Raw genomic sequence first — 19691 nt, forward strand, 5'->3', positions numbered from 1 at the left:
TCAGTCTGTGCGCTCGCGCCTGATCATCAGGCGGATGAAGTCCATCAGTTCACGGGCGTCGCTTCGATAGGCCGGAAGAATCAGGAAGACCAGCACGGCCACCGCCCCGGCGCCGACCCCGGCCAGGAGGGTCAGCCATGCCCCGACGTGGACGGCCGAGGCCGTGAGCCACGACACGGCCGTCACCGTCGCGGTGAGGCCGAGGATGCGGAACCCACCGAGCCACAGGGATCTCACCGGAATGGGTGTGATCCGCGAGAGCCAGTAGATCGACAGGGACCATGACAGGAGAGGCTCGACGAAGACCCCGGCCGCCACACCGAGCATGCCGAAGAAGGACCCGACGACGATGCACACGACCCGGATGCCGACCTCGACCAACGAGTAGAGGAACAGTTGCCGGCCCAGTCCGCGGCTGACGTAGACCCAGTATCCGACAAAGGCGAGAGTCGACATGAGTGTGGCGCCGCAGAAGAATCGCATGTACGGGGCGACCTGCGTCCATTGCGACCCCAGCATGATCTGCACGACCGGATCGGCAAGACCGGCCACCAGGGCGATCGGGATGCCGAGGCCGTAGCCCAGGGTGATCTGGCCCGCCGCCACATAAGAGTTGAATCGTCCCTTCTCTCTCTGGACCCTCGACATCACCGGTATCGCCACATCCGACAGAGGTGATCGGATCTGCGAGAATGTCGACATGATGAGCTGGTAGGAACGGTTGTAGAAGCCCAGCGAGGTGGTGCCGAAACGGCCGGCGACAATGAGAGTGTCAACCTGCTTCCCTCCATAGGACAGCAGGTTCGAGCCCACGAGATTCCAGCCGAAGCGCACGAAGGAGCCGATCTGGTGGCGTCGCGAGTACCAGCGCGGCATCCACCTGCCGGCAACGGCCGCACCGACCAGAAGCACCAGACAGCTGATGATCTGCTGGAGCACAAGGGCCCAGTACCCGGCCCCGAGCAATGCCGCCACGATCGCCGATCCCAGGGAAAAGGTCGCTGCGATGATGTCGATCACCGCCATGGCACGGAATCGGAGGGCGCGCATGAGCTGCGCGCGGTACTGGGTGGTGAGGCCGTTGAGCACGAAGGTCACCGAGAGCACATGGACAATGCGAATGAGTTCCCGGTCATGCATGAACGCCTGCACGGGCCAGGCGGAGCAGTACATGAGGGCCGCCAGCACGACACCGATACCGGTATTGATCCAGAAGAGATTGTCCCGTTGACCATCCGTCAGTTCAGGCGCCTGTACAGAGGCCGATGTGAGACCGAAATCGCGGAAGATCTCCCCTATCCCGATGATGACGAGCACAATCGCGAGGAGGCCGTAGTCGTGCGGTGTGAGCAGCCGCGACAGGGTCACCACGGACAGCAGCTGCAGGAGAATCTTGATTCCCTGCGCTCCGAGAGTGAACATCGCTCCTCGCGCAGCCGAACGCCCCAGCGAGGGACTCACGAATGACCTCTCCCGATCAGAATTCTCTCCACAGTTCTTTCCCTTCGTCCAAAAGTCTCAGCCGCGTCCTGAGACTCTGGGTCCCGACTCGTGTGCCGGACGATGATGCCCATAGGACGACTGTTAACATACCTTGGAATGCCGTCCGACCCGGAGCCGCCCTTCAGGAGGTTCCTGAAGGAGCACCGTGACCACGCCGATCCGACACCGTCCCTCATCCCGGCACAAGGCCCTGCTGGTGGCGATGGCAGCGGCCCTCGCGATCGCCTCCCTCGTCCTGCCCCGGACCTCGGCTGTGGCGGCGGGCCAGATCATCGCCCACGACACGATGAGTCACGGCGAATCCAAAGGCTGGGGCGGCGCGAACAGTGGGGGCGTCTACACCGCCTCACCGGCAGATGCCGGCGCGGTCAGCGGAGGGACGGCGTCTTTGGTGAGCCCCGCACCGGGAGGCACCGCTGTCGTGACGCTGAACTCGGTCAGGGCTCAGAACGCCACCAGCCGCATCGACGTCCTGCTGCCGTCGTTGCCGGCCGGTAACAGCAAGGTGTACATCACACATTTTCTCCGCGGCACTGATCTCAATTCCTACGCGGCCATGATGGTGGTCTCCTCCGACGGCACGAGTCTTCTGGTCCTCGAGCGCATCAGGAACGGCGTCGAGACCAAGTTCTCCACCGTGACCGGTCCGAGGATGGCGGCCGGGAGGCCCACGACTCTTGAGGTGTCGCTGGCGGGCACGAACCCTGTCCAGGTGGGAATCAAGGCCTGGTCGACGGCCGGTCGCGAACCCACCGGATGGGCTGCAGTGGCATCAGACAGCAGCGCCGGACGCGTCACCGCCCCGGGCGCCACAGGGGTCGACGTCTACGCGTCGAAGTCCGGAACGGTGACCCCCGTCCGATTCGACAACCTGCTGACCAGGGCCACCACCACTGCCCCGGAGAACTCCACCACGCCGGCTCCCTCCTCGACTCCGAGGCCCACCACGCCCACAACAGCACCGGCCACCACAGCGGAACCCACGACTGCGGCTCCGGCCGGCACCGCATACGCCGGCCAGCGTCTCCATGCGGGTGCCACGGCTCCCGGATCCCAGTCCTACGGCGTCGCGGCGAATGCCAAGTACGTGGCAACCACCGGATCAGATGCCGGTCCTGGCACCAAGGCCAGCCCGTTCAGAACGATCAGTGCCGCGACCAGGGCCGCCAGGGACGGCGGCACGGTGGTGGTGCGCGGTGGCGTATACCACGAGCAGGCCGTCGTCTACCCGCACAACAGACTGACGGTCGAGGCCTACCCGGGAGAAGCCGTCTGGCTCGACGGTTCCCAGATGGTCTCGGGCTGGGTGAAATCCGGCAGCACGTGGGTGAAGAACGGCTGGACCGCCTTCTTCGATGCCAGCCCCACCTACACCAAGGGCGCCCCGGACGGAACGGAGGAGAACTGGACGTGGATCAACCCGAGGTATCCGATGGCCTCCCATCCCGACCAGATCTGGGTCGACGGTACAGCCCTGAGGCAGGTCGCCACCCGTACCGCGGTCACGGCCGGGACCTTCTTCGTCGACGAGTCCGCGAAGCAGCTGGTGATGGGCAGTGACCCGACGAACAGGAAGGTCGAGGCCAGCACCCTCGTCGAGGCCATGTCGATCCGCTCGAAGAACTCCCTGATCCGGGGGATCGGCGTGCGCCGCTATGCCACCAGTATCCCCGGGATGGGCGCTGTCACCACCTTCTTCCCGGGTGTCACCTTCGACAACATGACGATCATCGACAACGCGGCAACCGGACTCTTCACCGGCGCCAGCAACGTGACGGTGAAGAACGTCACGGTGCGCAACAACGGCCTCCTGGGCCTTGATGCGAATCACGCCGACGGGCTCACCGTGAAGTCACTGCTGTCGACAGGCAACAACTCGCAGCACTTCAACACGGCTCCGGTATCCGGCGCCATGAAGATCACCACATCTCGAAATGTCACCGTCACCGACAGCGCATTCATCAACAACAACGGACAGGGCCCCTGGTTCGACGAGTCTGTGTACAACGCAACTTTCTCCCACAATGACGTCGTCGGCAACGAGGGCAACGCTCTGGTCTTCGAACTGTCCGATCGCCTGATCGCCGCGGACAACGTCTTCACCAACAACGGCGATGACGCCGTAGCGATCATGAACAGCGGGAACGCCACGATCTGGAACAACACCATCATCGGCAACGGCGGCGGCATCGATATCACCCAGGACTACCGGCGGGCCTCCGATCTGAGACTCCCCGGCCACGACAGGCGCCGACCCGTGCCCGACCCGACGATGCCCTGGATCGTGCGGAATGTGTCAGTCGCCAACAACATCGTCTCCCAGAGCAAGGGCGAGTACATTCTGCGGATCGCTGACTGGTCGCGGGGGTTCACCGGTGCGCAGATGGTCTCCCGGAGCGAGGGCAACCTCCTGCACAGGGCATCGGCGGCCACGCCGACCTACACGGCCGTGTGGTCGCCTCATGTCGGTGCGGGCAGCAAGGGTTACGCGACCTTGCGGGACTACCAGTCGGCCACGGAACGGGACTCCTCGTCCATACTGGTCACCGGCGCCTCGCCGCTCACGGCGAACCTGCAGCTCACATCCCAGTACTCATCGCGAGCGTCTTCAGCGCTGCCGATCAGTGCGGACGTGGCCGCCGCCGCGCCGCGCCTCACGCAGGGAGCGAGGATCCTGGGCGCGAGCCACTGAGATCTCACGGCCCGGTCAGCACCGGTCCCGGTAGATGTGGAGTTGCGCGGTCCCCAGTGCCCGCGCCACGAACCTTGGATAAGGGTGGGTCTCGCCGGCCCCTCTCCGGTGCTGCGGGGAACCGGAGACCACGACGCACGCCCGCGAAGTCCTGAAGTGATCGACGTACCACCCGCCACCCGAGGGCCGTCCGGTAGCCCGGGGCAGGAACTTCCGGTCAGAATGGGTACCCACCCATTCCAGCCCCGCATCGACATCGCGCGGCGCCTCACCGGCGGCTACCAGGCCTTCGGCGGCCCTCCATCGTGCAGCATCGTATGAATCAGTGGCGGCGGTCAGGACCAGTCCGAGAAGACCCAGCAGACACGCACCGACGATCGCGAATCTGAACCCCGGCCCGGTCATTCCCGACGGTGCGCCGGCGGTTCCCTTCCTGGCCGGCAGGACGACGCCCGCCACCACTGGGACCAGAAGGAGGAGGTACCGGCTGAAGATGACTTGGCCCACGGCGCCCTGGGCGAGCGTCCCCAGCACCAGCAGTGCGCCGGCGACGATCAGTAGGGGATCCCGGACGAAGGCGCCCTCAATGAGCTGCCCGGCAAGAAGGCCGGCACCCACGACCGCCAGCACGGGGAACAGCCCCCACAGCGCCGTGGGAAGGATGGCGGGTGCACCGACGGAGGCCACCGGATAGGCAACGGTATCGCCGAGATAGTTGCCCAGCAGCATGGATCGCCGTGACTGAAACACCCAGACGAGACCTAGCAGCACGAGCCCGCTCGTCAACCACCAGGTGCGTTTCCGCCACCGCAGTGGGCGTACCACGGCACACAGGACAGGAAGCAGATACAGACCCGAGGTGAAGAACATCTTCACCACAACGCTCGCGGTCTCCTCCACCGATATCCCGGTGGAGCCCAGCGGATCGTCTCCCGACAGCGTCCGGCGCCAGACCTCGAATGCCACCACCCCGGCAAGGACGATCATTCCTCCGGCCACCACCTGGCGGCGGGAGGGACGACGTGCCCACCATCCGGCGATCAGCACTGCCACCGGGGCGAGAATCGCCTGTTCGCGCACCGTCACCGCCCAGATCCCGGCAATCAGACCCAGCCACAAGCTGAGGGAAGACGTGCGGCGGACCGCCCGGTCGCCCGCCCACAGGCAGGTGAGAACACCGGCCAGAGCGGGGATGTCGGCCATGTAGGACGTCGTCAGCAGACCGAACTCAGGAACCGCTCCAAGTGCCGCCGCGGCGAGCAGGGCCGCGCGACCTCCCGCCCTCGGCAGGACCAGGTGGTAGGCGGCGACGAGGCAGACCGCACCGCACAGGGCGACGAACACGTGCTGAGCCGTGATCGACGTTGCCAGAGGACCGAGGACAACCACCTGCCCGACCAGTGCCGATCTGTTCCAGCCGAGCATCGTGATCTGTGCGGTCCGACCGAAGTGCTGGGCGATCCACGAGTACGACCATGCATCGTTCCGAGGGAGCCCCAGACTCCCGGCGGCAAGACCGATCACAACTGGCATGCCGACGAACCCGCCCACCAGGAAAGCGAGAGCCCAGATGTGGGCCTTCCGGCCCATCGGTGTCACCACCTCTGCCGCGGGCCCCGCGGAATCGGCCTGCCTGAACCGGGTCATCGTGTCCCTTCCGTCGGAGCCGGAAACCGTCGGCGCATAGCGCTCAATGACCTGCATGACTCTTGGGCGATTCGCTGGTATGTCTCCCACTCAGGTCCTGGTGACGGCGTCCACAACCATATCCGGCGGGTCGGCCGAAACCACCGGGACCCGCGAGGGTCCGACCACCGGCCCGATGATAGGCTCACACCGCTCACATCTGGGCCATAGAGAAGGAGCTGTCCTGAGTTACGAGAGTTCGTATTGTCAACATGCCGCCGCGCACCTGCTTCGGAGTTCCCGGGTCCTGGGAGCCGGGGCCCGGTGAGTGCGGGCGCGCCCCAGCGACGCCTCGTCGTGGCGGTGGCGACCTTCCGGCGTCCGCAGCTTCTGGCGGGGCTGCTTCCGCTGCTCGACGAGCAGGCCCGCGATGTCGCCTCCGCTGAGCTGTCAAGCGGAATTCTCGTCGTCGACAACGACCCCGACGGCAGTGCCGGCCCACAGGTGACCACGGCGGCCCTCAGCACACCATTGAGCCTGGTGGCTGAGCCCCGGCCGGGGCTGGCTGCCGCCCGCAACCGCATGCTGGACGAAGCGGAGGATGCCGACCTCCTGGCCCTCATCGACGATGACGAGCAGCCCTCCCCCGGTTGGCTCCGAAGCCTGCTGGAGGTCATGGAGCGTACCGGCGCCACTGCGGTGACGGGCCCCGTCGAATCGATCCCGGCCCATCCCCTCGAAGACTGGCTCACCGGCGCCGGGGTGTTCTCCCGCGCCCGGCACGCCACCGACTCGGCGCGCCCGGGCCTCGCCACGAACAACCTTCTGCTCGACCTCCGGCAGGTCCGTGAGCTGGGACTGCGCTTCGACCCGCGTTTCGGTCTGACCGGGGGCGAGGACTCGATGTTCGGCCAGACCCTGCTGCGACGCGGCGGCACCATCGTCTGGTGCGACGAGTCGGTGGTCCGCGAACTCGTCCCGGTCGAGCGTCTCACCAGGCCATGGGTGCTCACCCGCGCCACCCGGTCCGGCGAGACCTGGGTGCGGGTCCGCACCATCGACCAGCCTCATCGCGGTGTCGCGCTGCGACTGCGGTACGCCGTCACCGGGGCCGTCCGCTGCTTACTGGATACCGCGAGGGCACTCATCTGCAGGGCCCGCGGGGACGCGAAGGGCGTTGGGCGCCATCAGTTCAGCGCTGCCGGGGCACGCGGGATGGTGCGAGGTGCCTTCGGTCGCACCACCGAGGAGTACTCGCGGGGCTGACGCGGGCCACCCGGCTCCCGATGGTAAGCTCACACCGCCCACATCTGGGTCATAGGGAAGGGGCTGTCCTGAGTTACGCGAGTTCGTACCGTCAACTTTCCGACGCGCAGAAGGGCCGCGGCCGAGGGGCTCCGGCCTACTCGCTGTACGTGAATCGCCCGGTCGGCCGGGTCTTCGCCGCGGCCCTGAACGAGTTGGGCCTCACGCCGAACCAGGTCTCTCTGGTCAGCGCGGCGTTCACCGCGGTCGGCATCGTCCTGCTGGCCACCGTGCATGCGTCCGTGTGGCTCGGAGTGGTGGTCTGGCTGCTGCTGGCCGTCGGCTACGCCCTGGACAGTGCCGACGGGCAGGTCGCCCGGCTGCGCGGCGGAGGGTCGGTGGCCGGGGAGTGGCTCGACCACGTGATCGACGCCTTCAAAGCCGTCTGCCTGCCTCTCGCCGCGGCCGTCGGCTGGTACCGGTTCTTCCCGCTGGAGCACGATTCCTGGCTACTGGTGCCGCTCGTTCTGGCGGTCGCCACCACCGTCGAGTTCTTCGGCATGATCCTCAACGACCTGCTCAAGGCCCGGCAGGGCGTCCCCCAGGCCACCGAGCAGGGCGGTTCCTCGATAGTGCGGTCGCTGATGGGTCTGCCCACCGACTACGGCGTGGTGTGCTTCTCCTTCGTGCTGTGGGGCTTCCCCCGCGTCTTCGTCATCGTCTACGCACTGCTGACCCTGGCCGAGGTGGCCTATGTGGCCCTGGCCCTGCCGACCTGGTTCGCCCGGATGCGCCGCCTCTGAGGATCAGGCCCTCACCTCGGTGAAGTGCTCGAAGGGCCGGAGGAAGTCCTCCACCCAACCGGCCGGGAAGTGCGGAAGCTGGCTCTGGTAGGCGGCGACGGCCGCCCTCTTCTGTTCACGGAACCCGTCCGCCCGGCACAGGAGCGGGCCCGAGATCCGGCTGTCCGCTCCACGACGCAGGTACAGCGCCGCCGGGATCCGCTGCCAGATCGGATACTCCAGCAGCCTCGGGCGATTGCGCAGCCGCGCCACGGCCTCGCGGGTCGCCATGCCCGCGACGGCATGGTCGGGATGGCGGTCATGGGCCGAGGTGACCATCACCTGTTCGGGGGACAGGTCGGTCAGCAGGCCGGCGACCCGATCGGTCAGCTCGGCACGGTGGGCCTCCACACTGCCGTCGGGGAAGTCCCAGAAGGTGATCGCGGACTCGTCGACGCCGAGCGCCGCCAGCGCCGCGATGGTCTCCTGGCGCCGCAGACCGATCATGGCCTCCGGGCCCACGCCATCGGGACGCGGTGAATCGGCCCCGTCGGAGACGACGAGCAGCTGTACGGGTGTTCCACCGGCCCGGATCCGCGCGATCGTCGCCCCGCAGCCGAAGGTCTCGTCGTCGGGGTGGGGGGTGATGACGAGCGTCGGACGGCCGGCGATCGCCGAGGTGGCATCGACCCCCAGGGCGCCGATGATCGTCGAGGAGACCGTCCTCACGAGGGTCTTGGCGGCTCTGCGGGGCGCCGTCGCCAGCAACGCCGGACTTGTTCTCGCCTGTGAGCGGTTCATCCTCGGTTCCTCTCCGGGCCGGCCCGCGTCGACCGCAGTAGCGATGGCCGCGCGCACTCCTGCGCGATAGATCTGGGGGGCCAGACGCCGCCGGGCCTCGGCGCGGGCCTGCGGTGCGGCGGCGACCACCGCCGGCCAGTCGTCGCAGATCTCCTGGATCCCCGTCGCGACGGCGTGAGCGTCACAGGCCGGAACCAGGCGCGTCGTGGGATATCCCTCGGCGGCCTCCCGCAGGCCGCTCATGTCCGAGGCGACCACCGGGCGCAGTGCCAGCACCCCCTCGACGACGGCGTTGCCGAAGGACTCGTCGGCACGCGAGGGCACCGCCAGGATGTCGGCGGCCGCCAGCCGTGGCCACACGTCGGCCTCGAATCCGGCGAACTCCACCGGGACGTCCATCCCCTCGGCCTTGGCGCGCAGTTCCTCGGCGTACCACTCGTAGCCGGAGAAGACGTCCCCCACCAGGGTGACATTCACGTCGATCCCCTGATCGGCAAGGATCTGTGCGACGTCCAGCAGCAGATCCGGGCCCTTCCGCGGCGACAGTCGCCCGACATAGACCAGCCGCAGGGTGCCGTCGATGGCGGGCCTGGGAGGAGGCGGATCCTGCGGTCCCTCGACTCCGTTGAGCAGGATCCGCGCCCGGTGAGCCGGCCCGGGCAACACCCGGGCGAACGCCCCGGCAGTGAAGCGGCTGTTGAGGATCACCTGTGTCGAGAGCGCGTGCGGGCCGTAGAGCAGGGCTGCGACCGGCAGTGACCTCTCAGCCTCATGGACGTGACTGACCACCGGAACCTGGTGCAGCCGTCCCAACGGCGGCCACAGGGGCTCGATGATCGTACTGACGTAGATCGCGTCAGGACGGACCCTGCCGATCAGTCGGAGCGCCGAACGAGTACCGCCCGCCAGGTCCGCCAGCAGCTGCGGCCAACCGGACGGGCGCATCAGCGCCTTGCGGAGCACGAAGGCCCGGGTGATCACCACGGAGGCACCGGCCCCCTCCAGCCGCGCGACCAGCGGCCCCGTCATCGGGAGAGCCGCCACGACGCGCGCGCCGCCCTCGACCATCCCGGTCACCGACTCCAGGAACATCCGGTCCGAGCCGAACATCTCCGCCCCCGGATGGACGGCCAGCACGGTCCGGCCGGTGAGGTCTCCCGCTCCGCTCATCGGCGGCCCTCCCGGGTGTGCGGGTGGGGCCTGGCGGTCACCAGGATCCCGGCCAGGGTGCCGCGTACGGCGGCAACGAAGGTGCCGGGATCCTCCAGGAGCTGGCGGCGTCCTCCCCGCAACAGGATCTGCCAGGACTGGGACGGGGTCGCAGCCAGCCAGTCCCGCCAGGCGACGCGGGCGAAACGGCGCCCGAACACCACCCGGTTGCGGCAGTTCCAGTAGTAGTAGGAATGGGATTTCGCGCGGCGGCCCTGGGAGCCCTGGGTGCCGCCCTCGTCGTGGACCACCAGCAGGTCGTGACGCACCGCCAGGTGCCGGCCGCAGGCCACCGCCCGGCGGGAGAAGTCGACGTCCTCCCAGTACAGGAAGTACTCCTCGCCGAAGCCTCCGGTCTCCTCGAAGGTGCTCCGGTCGAAGGCCATGCAGGCCCCGGTCAGCCAGTTCACCCATTCGCCATCGCCATCGCTGTCGATCCAGCGCATCCGGGTGCGGCCGGTGCGCAGGCTCACCATCGCCCCGTCGAAATCGGTGTGTCCGTCTGACCCCACGACCCGCGGCGAGATGACGCCGCCCGGATCCTCCCGGACGGCCCGTGCCAGCCCGGCCAGCACCGGTCCGTCGGCGGCGGCGTCCGGATTGAGCAGCACGAAGACGTCCAGCCCGTCGGAGATCGCGGCGCGCACGCCCTGGTTGACCCCGGCGCCGAAGCCGACGTTGGCCGCAGAGGCCACCAGCGTCCACCCGCGTTCGGCGCACAGCTGCCGGACGGCCTGGCACTCGGCGACGCTGGAGGGGTTGTCCACCACATAGACGCGGGCGCCCTCTTCGGCGACCGGTCCCGCGACGTTGTCGGCGATCAGCTGGTGGGAACCGTAGTTGACTATCACCAGGGCGAAGGGAGAGGCAGTCATCAGCGCGCGCCCCTGCGTCTCCCACTCGGGTGGGAGCGCAGCGGGGTGACGCCGACCCGGTGCAGATCGCGCAGCAGCTGCTCGTAGCGGTCGGTGACGGTGTCCCAGGAGTAGCGGGGCTTGATGTCGGTGCGCAGCCTCGCCCCCATGGACCAGGCCGCCTGCGGATCCTCCCGCACCGTGGCCAGTGCGCTGGCCACACCGTCCGGATCGGAGAAGAACAGCCCGTTGCCGTTGAGCACCTCGCGGTTGAACACGACGTCGTAGGCGATCACCGCGGCCCCCGCCCCCGAGGCACGCAGCAGTGACGGGTTGGTGCCGCCGACGCTGTGGCCGTGAAGGTAGGAGGCGCAGTTGGCGTACAACTGATCGAGGAGCTCCTGATCCCACACCGATCCGATGAAGCGGACGTCGGCCGGGCCGGCCGCCTCATGGACCGCCCGGGTGTATTCGGCAGAATAGGGCGCCGCCCCGGCCACCACCAGCGGCAGACGAGAGCCGGATCGCCGGTACCCTTCGACGATCTCCAGGATGTGATTCTCCGGCTCGAAGCGCGCGACCACCAGGTGGAAGCGCCGGGGCTCCAGGCCCTTCTCCGCAAGCTTGTCGGAACGTGAGGAGTCGATGATCGGCGCGCCGTAGGTGATCTCGCGGGTGTCGGCCCCGAACTCGTCCCGGTAGTACTCGGCGATGCCGCGGGCATCGGCGATGAGGGCGTCGGAGAGACGGACCGCCATCCCCTCGGCGACCCGGTAGTAGGTGCGCCCTGTCCCCTGCCACTTCGCCCGCTTCCACTCGATGCCGTCGACGTGGGTGGCGGTGGGGATCCGGCGGGCTCGCAGCACCGGCAGCAGGGGCGAGTTCGCGGCGTTGAAGAGGATCGCGGAGTCGACGTCGCGCAGCACCGGGTGAATGACGGACAGGGCGGTGTGGCTGAGGGTCTCCAGGGACCGCCGGCGCATCGCCGGCAGGGTCACCAGATCCATCCCCAGGTAGTGCTGGAGAGACTCGGAACCACCATCATTGGAGTGACGGCAGAAGACGGTGACGCGGTGCCCGCGGTCCGCCAGCCGACGTCCGATCTGCTCGACCGCGGTCTCGAAGCCCCCGTACCGGGCGGGTACGCCCCGGGTCCCGATGAGCGCGATCCTCAGAACGCCGTCCACATTTTCCTCCATATCTCCTCAGTCGCTCCGCCATCTGCATCCTGTCATGCCCGGCAACGCCTTACACTGCCACGCCGACTACTCTCCGGTCGTCTTGCCGCCGCCGGTCGCCCATGCCAGACTGAGCCCCGTGGACGATGTCTACCACTGTGCCCCCGAGCCGAGGACGGCAGGCTCTGAACTCGACGACCTGCGCGTCCTGGTGGCCGTCACCACCTTCCGGCGCATCCATCTGTTGCCCGATCTCATCGCGCGCGTCCAGGAGGAGATGGCCGAGGCGCCGTGCCCGGCGCGCCTGCTGGTGGTCGACAACGATCCGGACTGCTCGGCCCGTCGCGTCTGCGAGACCGCCGGCGTCGGCTATCTGCCGGTCGCCCTCCCCGGGATCGCCGCCGCCAGACAGGCCGCACTGGCCGCAGCCGCCGACCAGGAACTCACCGTCATGGTCGACGACGACGTGATGCCGCAGGCCGGATGGCTCTGTGAGCTCGTGGCGGTGTGGCGCCAGACCCGCGCCGCGGTGGTCATGGGTTTCGTGCAGTACGTATGGCCGCCCGACTGCGACCCGTGGGTGTCCGATTCGGGCTTCATGCGACGCACCCGCCATGCCCGCGCTCAGGAACTCGACTACCTCGCCACCAGCAATGCGCTCTTCGACACCGGCCAGGTGCGCAGGCTCGGCGTCGATTTCGACACCTCGCTGGGACTTGCCGGCGGCGAGGACACGCGATTCGGCCGCGACGTGCTGGCGGCCGGCGGACGGATCGTCGCGGCCCCCGACTCCGTGGTGCGCGCCGACATCCCGCCCGAGCGCGCAACCCGCGACTTCGCCCGCCGTCGGGCGAGGACCCAGGGCGCCTCTCGCTCGCAGATGCTCATCGATGATCCCCGGCCCGCGGTGCGTCTGCTGCGTTCTGGTCAGCATCTGCTCGGAGGGGTGGCGCGTCTGGCGGTGTTCTCCACCGGCGCACGGCTCATCCCCGCACGGCTGGACCGGCGGCGCAATGCGGTGCTCTCCAGGCGGGCATGGTTCGCGCAGGGTCGCATCCTTGGGGCGTTGGGCAAGGGTTCTCCGCTGTACACGCGTCGGCCGACTGCACACTGAGACAGGCGCTCAGGCGATCCTGAGGGCTTTGGTGAGGTAGCCCCGCAGTATCGTCGAGGAGGTCGTCGGAGTGTAGGGAAGGTAGACCACCCGGGCACCGATCTCGGCCATCTCCGCCTCCAGCTGGTCGCCCTTGGGGGTGTCCTTCCAGTCGTCGCCCTTGAACAGGACGTCGAAGTGATGACGCCGCCAGGCGATGCGCTTGTCCTGGCCGACGTCCGCCACCGCACGATCGACGCATCTCAGCGCTGCGACCAGTGCGAGCCGCTCCTCGAAGGGGACCACCGGAGCGCGTCCCTTCATGGCGATGAGGGCCTCATCCGTGGCGACTCCGGCGATGAGCCGGTCACAACGCTCCCGGGAGGACGTGAGAATGTTCAGATGACCGATGTGGAGCATGTCGAAACCGCCCGGCACATAGCCCACCGTCATCGAACCCGCCATCGAGCAACCTCCGGATCAGTGCGCGGCGAACCTGTAGGTTCACCCGTCCCTTCCGGATTATAACGGCGTCCACATTGTGAACGCCATTCGGCGGTCGACAGTTGTGCAGCCGCCCCCCCACTCCCGGGTGACCGCCCCCCCACTCCCGGGTGACGTGGTTGCGCCCCGGCCGCGAGATGTCGCGGCCGGGGCGCAATGTGGAGAGTCGGGGCCCCCGGGAGCTACTGGGAGGTCTGGTTACCCTGGTTCCCCCACGGCTGTTGAGACGGATCGGCCTGCTGCGCCGGATTCGGCCGCTGTGCGGCCTGCGGATCCGGCAACTGATCGGGGGACTGCTGCGGCGCCGCGTATCCGGGAGCCTGGGCCTGGGAGCCCTGGCCGAGCTGCGGCGCCCCGGCCTGGCCGATGTTCTGCTGCGTCTCGGGCCGCTGGCTGATCTCCCCGAAGTTGACGCCGGGAGCCGAACGGACCGCCGGATCCTCGACCTGGAAGTAGCTGGCCTTCTCGAAGTGGAACATGCCTGCCACCAGGTTCGACGGGAAGCTCTCGGTCTTGGTGTTGTAGGTCTTCACGTTGGCGTTGTAGTAGCGCCTGCCGGCGGCGATACGGTCCTCGGTGGCGGCCAGCTCGCGCTGCAGCTCCAGGAAGTTCGCGTTGCTGCGCAGCTCCGGGTAGGCCTCCACCTGGGCCACCAGGTTGTGGACGGCACCGGTGAGCTGCGACTCGATCTGGGAGCGCTGCGGGTCGGGGGCGTCGCCCCGCGCTCCGGTGGCCATCGCCACCGCCTGGTTGCGCAGCCGGGTGACCTCCTCCAGGGTGTTGCGCTCATGGGCGGCCGCTGCCCGCACGGTCTCGACCAGATTCGGGATGAGTTCGTAGCGGCGGTTCAGTTCCACGTCGACCTGTCGCCAGGACTCCTGAATGGTGTTGCGCAGTCTGACGAAGGAGTTGTAGGGCGCGATGAACAGCCCGACCCCGCCGCCGATCACGACGACGAGGATGATGAGGATGAGGATCAGTGCCAGTGACATCTGGGATGGACCTTTCTGGTCTTGGGCTTGACGCCGAGAGTACCGGCAGCCGGGGGCGCTTCCGGGTCGGCGCGGCGGCCCGGGCCCTAGCGGTTCCGGGCGGAGACCAGGTGTCCCATGGCGACCGAGCGGCCGGAGGTGGCGATCATGTCCTGACCGGTGGTCAGCGTGATGAGCGGCTGCTGTGCGGTGGCGTCGGCATGGCCGGGCACCGGGTCGAGCACCCAGTCGTCGGTGCTGCGCACGGTGAGGCTCGCCGGGGCGACGTCGATCCGGTAGGTGAACACCGAGGATGCGGTCTCCACGACGACGTCGTCCCCGGCGTGCAGCTTCCGCAGATCGCGGAAGCCGTTGGCGCCGGTGGCCGAACGCCCGGCGACCGCGAAATTGCCCTTCTGGCCGGGCAGCGCTGTGTCGCGGTACCAGGCCAGACCATCGGCCAGGGCGGAGTCGGCGTCATCGGTGGAGGCGTAGACCGGCCATGCCCAGCTCGATCCGAGCCTCGGGATCCTCATCACCGCGATGAGATCGCCCTCGGCCGGGCCCTTGGAGGTCGACGCGGAGGGGGACGGTGACGCCGACCAGGACCGGGCGGCCGACGACGCCGCGGCGCGGGCCCGGTCCCCGGGCGGGAGGGTGCTGCCCCACCACGTCCATCCGGCCCACAGGGCCGCGGCGACGATCAGGGCGACGAGACTGACGACGGTCCAGCCGAAGGGTCGCAGACGTAGGCGGCTCATCGGCTCAGACCTCCCCCTTCGTGGCGCCCGGGTTGTCCGCCCATCTGTGGGCCGACCGGGACGGCCCGGCGCATCTCCCACGCCTCCACGTCCCTGAGCCAGCGGTTGTACGGGGGGTTCCACACGCAGATGAGGGCGGCCACCACCAGCAGGGTGGCGAGCCAGGCGGGGGTCAGCACGAAATGCACGTTCCACCAGAACCACGCCGTCCACAGCACCGCGGCCGCGGTGAACAGCCAGCGGTCGATCTGATGGCCGCCGCCCATCGTGAGGGAGAGCGCCGCACCGGCCAGCGGCAGCAGCACCATGGGCGCCCAGTCCCCGGCTGCCAGGCCGAGGACGAAGGTGCTGACGAGGGGCCCCAGCGCCGACTCGGAGAAGCTTCCCTGGAACAGCCAGATCATCAGCAGCCCGAAGAGCCAGATCCCGGCGGGGATCATCACCACGATCCGTGCCGCGGTGAGCGCCGCGGGCGTGGGAGGCTTGACGTCGCGCATCCGGTGCTGGTCCGGAACCGGGCGCTGAGCGTACTGCGACTGGTATCGCGGAGGGTAATTCTGAGCGGGGGGCGGCCAGCCCTGTCCCTGTTGGGGCTGACCGTAGGGCGGCCGACCCTGCGGTTGCGCGCCCTGGCCGGGAGGGGGCCAACCCTGGGGACCCTGCTGCGGAGGCTGGGCCGGCCCCGGCGGCTGCCCTCGCTGCCCGGGCGGAGGCCAATTCTGGCCCGGCGGCTGCCCTGGCGGAGGCCAATCGTGGCCCTGGTCCTGTTGCGACGCCCCGTGTCCCTGCGGGGGCCAGCCCTGGCCCGGCGGCACGCTGAGGGCCACCTGACCGGATCCTCCCACCGCACGCGACGTCATGGTCGCCATCGTACTGGTCAACCCACCACCTGAGCCGACGACGTCCCTGCCCTCCCTCGTTTCCCGTCCCCCGTCATTGTCTTCGCCATCCTCCAGACTTCCCGACTTCCCCGAGTTCGTCGACTTCCCCGTCGCAGCGCCAGAGTGTGAACGCAGCGCCAGGAATTCCTGGCGCTGCGTTCACACTCTGGCGCTGCGTGAAGGTGGGTGGATGGGGCCGGTGCCGTGGAAGGTGAAGGTGGGTGGATGGGGCCGGTGCCGTGGCGACGCACAGGGGAGGGGCGGTGACGATGGGGCGACAGGGACGGGAAGCAGTCGCGCCTCAGGAGAAGTAGCCCGCCCCGCCGGGCGGCCCGGGCGACGGCTCCGGGGCGTCGTCGGTGAAGGGCATCGCTCCGGCGGCCATCCTCTCCAGAGCCGGTCCATGGACCACCCGGAACGGGAAGGCCGCCCCGGCGCAGCGCCGGGTCACCTCGCCGACCGGGAGCGGTAGATGGCTCGCGGCCAGGATGACGTTGCCGTACCGGCGTCCCTTCAGCGTCGCCGACTCGGCCTCCAGCACCACCTGGCTGAACACCTCCCCCAGCCCGGCGACCACCCGCCGCGACCATCCCATCGGCGCCGAGTCGGTCACATTGGCCACCAGTACGCCGTCGGGCGCCAGCATCCGGGAGACCTCTGTGAAGCACTCGACGGTCACAAGGTCGCCGGGCACCCGGGCTCCGGCGAAGGCGTCGAGGATGACGACGTCGGCATAGTCGTCGCGCATCGCTGCGATCCCGGTCCTCCCGTCGAGGGGCCGCACCTTGATGCCGGATCGAACCGGCAGCGGCGCCTTGCGGCGCACCTCCTCGGTGAGCCGCGCGTCGGGTTCCAGAACGATCTGGGGGGACGTCGGCCTGGTGGCGCTCACGTAGCGGGCGAGGTTCATCCCGGCCCCGCCGACGTGTACCACCCGCATCCGCTCCCCCGGGGGTCTGTGAAGGTCCAGGTGGTCGGCGATCCGCTCCATGTAGTCGAACTCCAGGCGGGTCGGGTGCTCCGGATCCACCCAGGACTGGTCGGCCCCGCCCATCCGCACCACCCAGGCACCGGGCCGGTCCGGGTCGGGGATCAGACGTTCGATCCCGGCGTCCGTGTGCGAGGTTTCATCCGGCTCCCCCCGCGGGCGCCTGTCAGTCACTGAAGATCTCCATCCGGCGGATCCTGGCGAAGGCCTCACGGATGCGCTCGACGTCGAGGGTGGCGGCCAGCCTGAGGTAGCCCTCCCCCGACGCCCCGAATGCGGGCCCCGGAATGGTGAGCACATGGGCCTGGGTGAGCATGGCGTCCATCACGGCTTGCGAACTCAGCCCGGTGTCGGCGATGTTGACCCACAGATAGATGGCCCCACCCGGCTCCAGGGCGTGCATGTTCGGGGTCCGGCAGATCTCCTGGTGGGCCGCCATGAGACGGGAGCGATAGAGCTCGGCGATCGGCGGCATGATCTCGTGTCGCAGTCGGATCGCGGCCAGTGCGGCCCGCTGGGACGGGTCCGGAGCGGAGTAGACGATGTTCTCGTTGATGTCGGTCATCGCGCCGATGATCGCCCGCGGCCCCATCGCGTAGCCGATCCGCCAGCCCGTCATGGCGTAGTTCTTCGAGAAGGACCGGATGGTCACGGTGCGCTCGGCCATACCGGGCAGGGTGGCGAAGGGGATGAAGGGTTCCGCGTAGGAGAAGGAGGTGTAGATGTCGTCGGCCAGCACCAGCAGGCCGTGCTCGGCGGCCACGCGCGCGATGACCAGCTGGGCATCACGGGTCCAGCAGACCCCCGACGGGTTGGTCGGGGTGTTGAGGATGATCGCCCGGGTGCGGGGGGTGATGGCCGCCTCCAGGGCGTCGGCCCGCAGCTGGAATCCGTCGGCCTCGGCGGTGGGCACGTGGACGGGGACGCCCCCGGCCTGCTCGATCTGCCCGTCGTAGCAGTTGAAGTAGGGCTCGGGGATGATCACCTCAGAGCGCTCCCCGAACGGCAGGTCCGGGTCGAGGACGGCCATGCAGGCCAGCGCCATGGCGTGGCATGCCGAGGCGGTCACCAGTACGTCGCGGGGGTCGACGTCTACGCCGTAGTCAGAGCGCTGGGCCTCGACGATCGCATCGACGAGCTCTGGGTCCCCGTGGGCGGCCGTGTAGTGGGTGTGGCCCGCCAGGGCGTCATCCATCGCGGCGCGGATGATCCGCGGATCGGTGGTGAGATCGGGATCGCCGATCGAGAAGTTGATGAGGTCCTCGTGACCGGCCTGCTGCCCTGCGGTGATGGCCTCCGCCAGGATCGAATGAGGACGGATCCGGTAGCGCGGGGCCAGAAATCGGGCGGGGTCGGCGGTCATGACGTCCTCTCAGGTGGGGTGTGCGCCCTCCATTGTCGCCCCTCCGCCGACCGGCGCCGCGATGCGGACGGGTCACGGGTGCGGCCGCTCCCAACGCGCCGTCCCGCAGCCCTGGTGAGCTGCGGGACGGCGTGTTGGGAGTGAATTCTTCGGGGACGACGGAGTCAACGGCCATCTCCCGGATGATCGGACTACTTCTGGTTGCCGGTCAACTTGCCCTGCTCCCACTTCTTGATCCAGTCGGAGTTCTGCCCGGCCCACTCGGCGACGGCCTTGTCATTGTTCTTGCCGCCGTACTTGGAGTCGGAGAACATCACATTCTCCAGGCTGGACAGCTCGGCATCGCTGAAGGCCAGGTTCTTGACCAGCTGCGCGGCCTTGGGATCATCCTTCTCGAATCCGGGACGGCCGAAGCTGTAGATCTTCTCGGCTCCTCCCATGGCCCCCTTGGGATCCGCGAGATCACGGACCGGGAAGGCCTCGTAGGCCCAGTGCGGACGCCACAGGGTGACGGCCACGTCCTGCTTGGCGGCGGTGGCCTTCTTGAGCTGGGACAGCATCGCGGGGGTCGAGGACACCTTGAGCTTCATGTTCTTCAGCCCGTACTTCGGGATCATGGTGTCCTGCACGACCTTCGTCTCCCCGGCGCCGGCCTCGATGCCGTAGAGGGTGTTCCCGAATTCGCTGCTCATGGACTCCAGATCGGCGATGGACTTGGCCTTGGAGTCCTTGTTCACCGCGATGGTGAGCTTGGCGTTGTCGTACCAGCAGCCCATCGACTCCAGTTTCGAGCCGTACTTCTTCATGTAGTCGGCGTGGGTCAGCGGCAGCCAGCCGTCGGTGATGAGGTCGATGTCGCCTCCGGCCAGGCCGGTGTAGCCGGGGCCGGCGTCGAACCCCTTGACGGTGACCTTGTAGCCGTCCTTCTCCAACGCGTACTTGATGAGGTGGGCGGTGGCGAAGGACTCGTCCCAGCCGTTGAAGGCACCGATGGTGATGTCCTTCTTGCTGTCGGCGTCCATGCTGCTGGCGTCCTTGGCACCGTCGGTCACCTTGCAGTTCGCCCATTTCTGGTCAACATTGGAGGAGGGAGCGTCCGAGCTTCCCCCCGCCGAGCCGCCCCCGCTGTTGGAGGCGCCGCATGCCGACAGGTACATCGTCGTCGCACTCAACAGTGCGACGACTGCCACGAGCTTCTTCCTGATCATCGTCGAACTCCCTCTCAGTCTGATGAGACTGG

General features: G+C 68.4%; 16 protein-coding genes. 4 read left to right on the top strand and 12 right to left on the bottom strand.

Annotated elements, in window-relative coordinates:
- Positions 1-1422: a lipopolysaccharide biosynthesis protein gene (locus tag JS278_RS12720; protein WP_245935110.1), complete on the bottom strand. Its 1422-nt coding sequence runs from the start codon at positions 1420-1422 to the stop codon at positions 1-3.
- A 226-nt stretch (positions 1423-1648) separates the two neighbouring features.
- Between JS278_RS12720 and JS278_RS12725 the strand changes: the two genes are divergently transcribed.
- On the top strand, positions 1649-4195 hold the full coding sequence (locus JS278_RS12725; protein ID WP_114045515.1) for a right-handed parallel beta-helix repeat-containing protein: 2547 nt from the start codon (positions 1649-1651) through the stop codon (positions 4193-4195).
- 15 nt (positions 4196-4210) lie between these two features.
- Here JS278_RS12725 and JS278_RS12730 read toward each other — a convergent pair whose 3' ends face one another.
- Positions 4211-5842 carry a glycosyltransferase family 39 protein gene (locus tag JS278_RS12730; protein WP_181833726.1) on the bottom strand — a complete coding sequence of 544 codons (1632 nt, stop codon included), beginning with the start codon at positions 5840-5842 and terminating at the stop codon, positions 4211-4213.
- 303 nt (positions 5843-6145) lie between these two features.
- Here JS278_RS12730 and JS278_RS12735 point away from each other — a divergent pair, with 303 nt between their 5' ends.
- On the top strand, positions 6146-7087 hold the full coding sequence (locus tag JS278_RS12735; RefSeq protein ID WP_181833727.1) for a glycosyltransferase family 2 protein: 942 nt from the start codon (positions 6146-6148) through the stop codon (positions 7085-7087).
- Positions 7088-7236: 149 nt separating this feature from the next.
- A complete protein-coding gene (locus JS278_RS12740; RefSeq protein WP_245935111.1) occupies positions 7237-7869 on the top strand; it encodes a CDP-alcohol phosphatidyltransferase family protein in 633 nt (210 codons plus the stop codon).
- A 3-nt stretch (positions 7870-7872) separates the two neighbouring features.
- Here JS278_RS12740 and JS278_RS12745 read toward each other — a convergent pair whose 3' ends face one another.
- The 3 genes from JS278_RS12745 to JS278_RS12755 are packed head-to-tail and all read right to left on the bottom strand — an operon-like array spanning position 7873 to position 11911.
- Positions 7873-9819, bottom strand: coding sequence for a PIG-L family deacetylase (locus JS278_RS12745; protein ID WP_114045519.1), 1947 nt, complete (start codon positions 9817-9819; stop codon positions 7873-7875).
- Positions 9816-10733 (bottom strand): glycosyltransferase family 2 protein, encoded by a 918-nt coding sequence (locus JS278_RS12750; RefSeq protein ID WP_114045520.1) that lies wholly within the window; start codon positions 10731-10733, stop codon positions 9816-9818. Before JS278_RS12750 ends, JS278_RS12745 begins: the two co-directional genes overlap by 4 nt.
- A complete protein-coding gene (locus tag JS278_RS12755; RefSeq protein ID WP_114045521.1) occupies positions 10733-11911 on the bottom strand; it encodes a DUF1972 domain-containing protein in 1179 nt (392 codons plus the stop codon). The genes JS278_RS12750 and JS278_RS12755 overlap by 1 nt, the downstream gene beginning before the upstream one ends.
- 118 nt (positions 11912-12029) lie before the next feature.
- Between JS278_RS12755 and JS278_RS12760 the strand changes: the two genes are divergently transcribed.
- Positions 12030-13004, top strand: coding sequence for a glycosyltransferase (locus tag JS278_RS12760; RefSeq protein ID WP_245935112.1), 975 nt, complete (start codon positions 12030-12032; stop codon positions 13002-13004).
- A 9-nt stretch (positions 13005-13013) separates the two neighbouring features.
- On the opposite strand, the gene JS278_RS12765 is transcribed toward JS278_RS12760, so the two are convergent.
- The 7 genes from JS278_RS12765 to JS278_RS12795 form a co-directional block, all read right to left on the bottom strand.
- The gene (locus tag JS278_RS12765; protein ID WP_220149968.1) at positions 13014-13448 is read right to left on the bottom strand and encodes an FAD synthase family protein; all 435 of its coding nucleotides are present in this window, start codon (positions 13446-13448) and stop codon (positions 13014-13016) included.
- Between the two features lie 221 nt (positions 13449-13669).
- Positions 13670-14479 (bottom strand): LemA family protein, encoded by an 810-nt coding sequence (locus JS278_RS12770; RefSeq protein WP_181833728.1) that lies wholly within the window; start codon positions 14477-14479, stop codon positions 13670-13672.
- A gap of 86 nt (positions 14480-14565) precedes the next feature.
- Positions 14566-15219: a sortase domain-containing protein gene (locus JS278_RS12775; RefSeq protein WP_114045523.1), complete on the bottom strand. Its 654-nt coding sequence runs from the start codon at positions 15217-15219 to the stop codon at positions 14566-14568.
- Positions 15216-15716 carry a hypothetical protein gene (locus JS278_RS12780; RefSeq protein WP_114045524.1) on the bottom strand — a complete coding sequence of 167 codons (501 nt, stop codon included), beginning with the start codon at positions 15714-15716 and terminating at the stop codon, positions 15216-15218. Before JS278_RS12780 ends, JS278_RS12775 begins: the two co-directional genes overlap by 4 nt.
- Positions 15717-16401: 685 nt before the next feature.
- Complete coding sequence (locus JS278_RS12785) at positions 16402-17205, bottom strand: spermidine synthase (protein ID WP_114046326.1); 804 nt, start codon at positions 17203-17205, stop codon at positions 16402-16404.
- A gap of 49 nt (positions 17206-17254) precedes the next feature.
- Entirely contained in the window at positions 17255-18451 is a 1197-nt protein-coding gene (locus JS278_RS12790; RefSeq protein ID WP_114045525.1) for an aminotransferase class I/II-fold pyridoxal phosphate-dependent enzyme, read from the bottom strand.
- A 191-nt stretch (positions 18452-18642) separates the two neighbouring features.
- Positions 18643-19659, bottom strand: coding sequence for a glycine betaine ABC transporter substrate-binding protein (locus JS278_RS12795; RefSeq protein ID WP_114045526.1), 1017 nt, complete (start codon positions 19657-19659; stop codon positions 18643-18645).
- Positions 19660-19691: the final 32 nt, after the last annotated feature.

The sequence above is a fragment of the Acidipropionibacterium virtanenii genome (genome assembly GCF_003325455.1).
In the GTDB taxonomy this organism is placed as follows: Bacteria; Actinomycetota; Actinomycetes; order Propionibacteriales; family Propionibacteriaceae; genus Acidipropionibacterium; species Acidipropionibacterium virtanenii.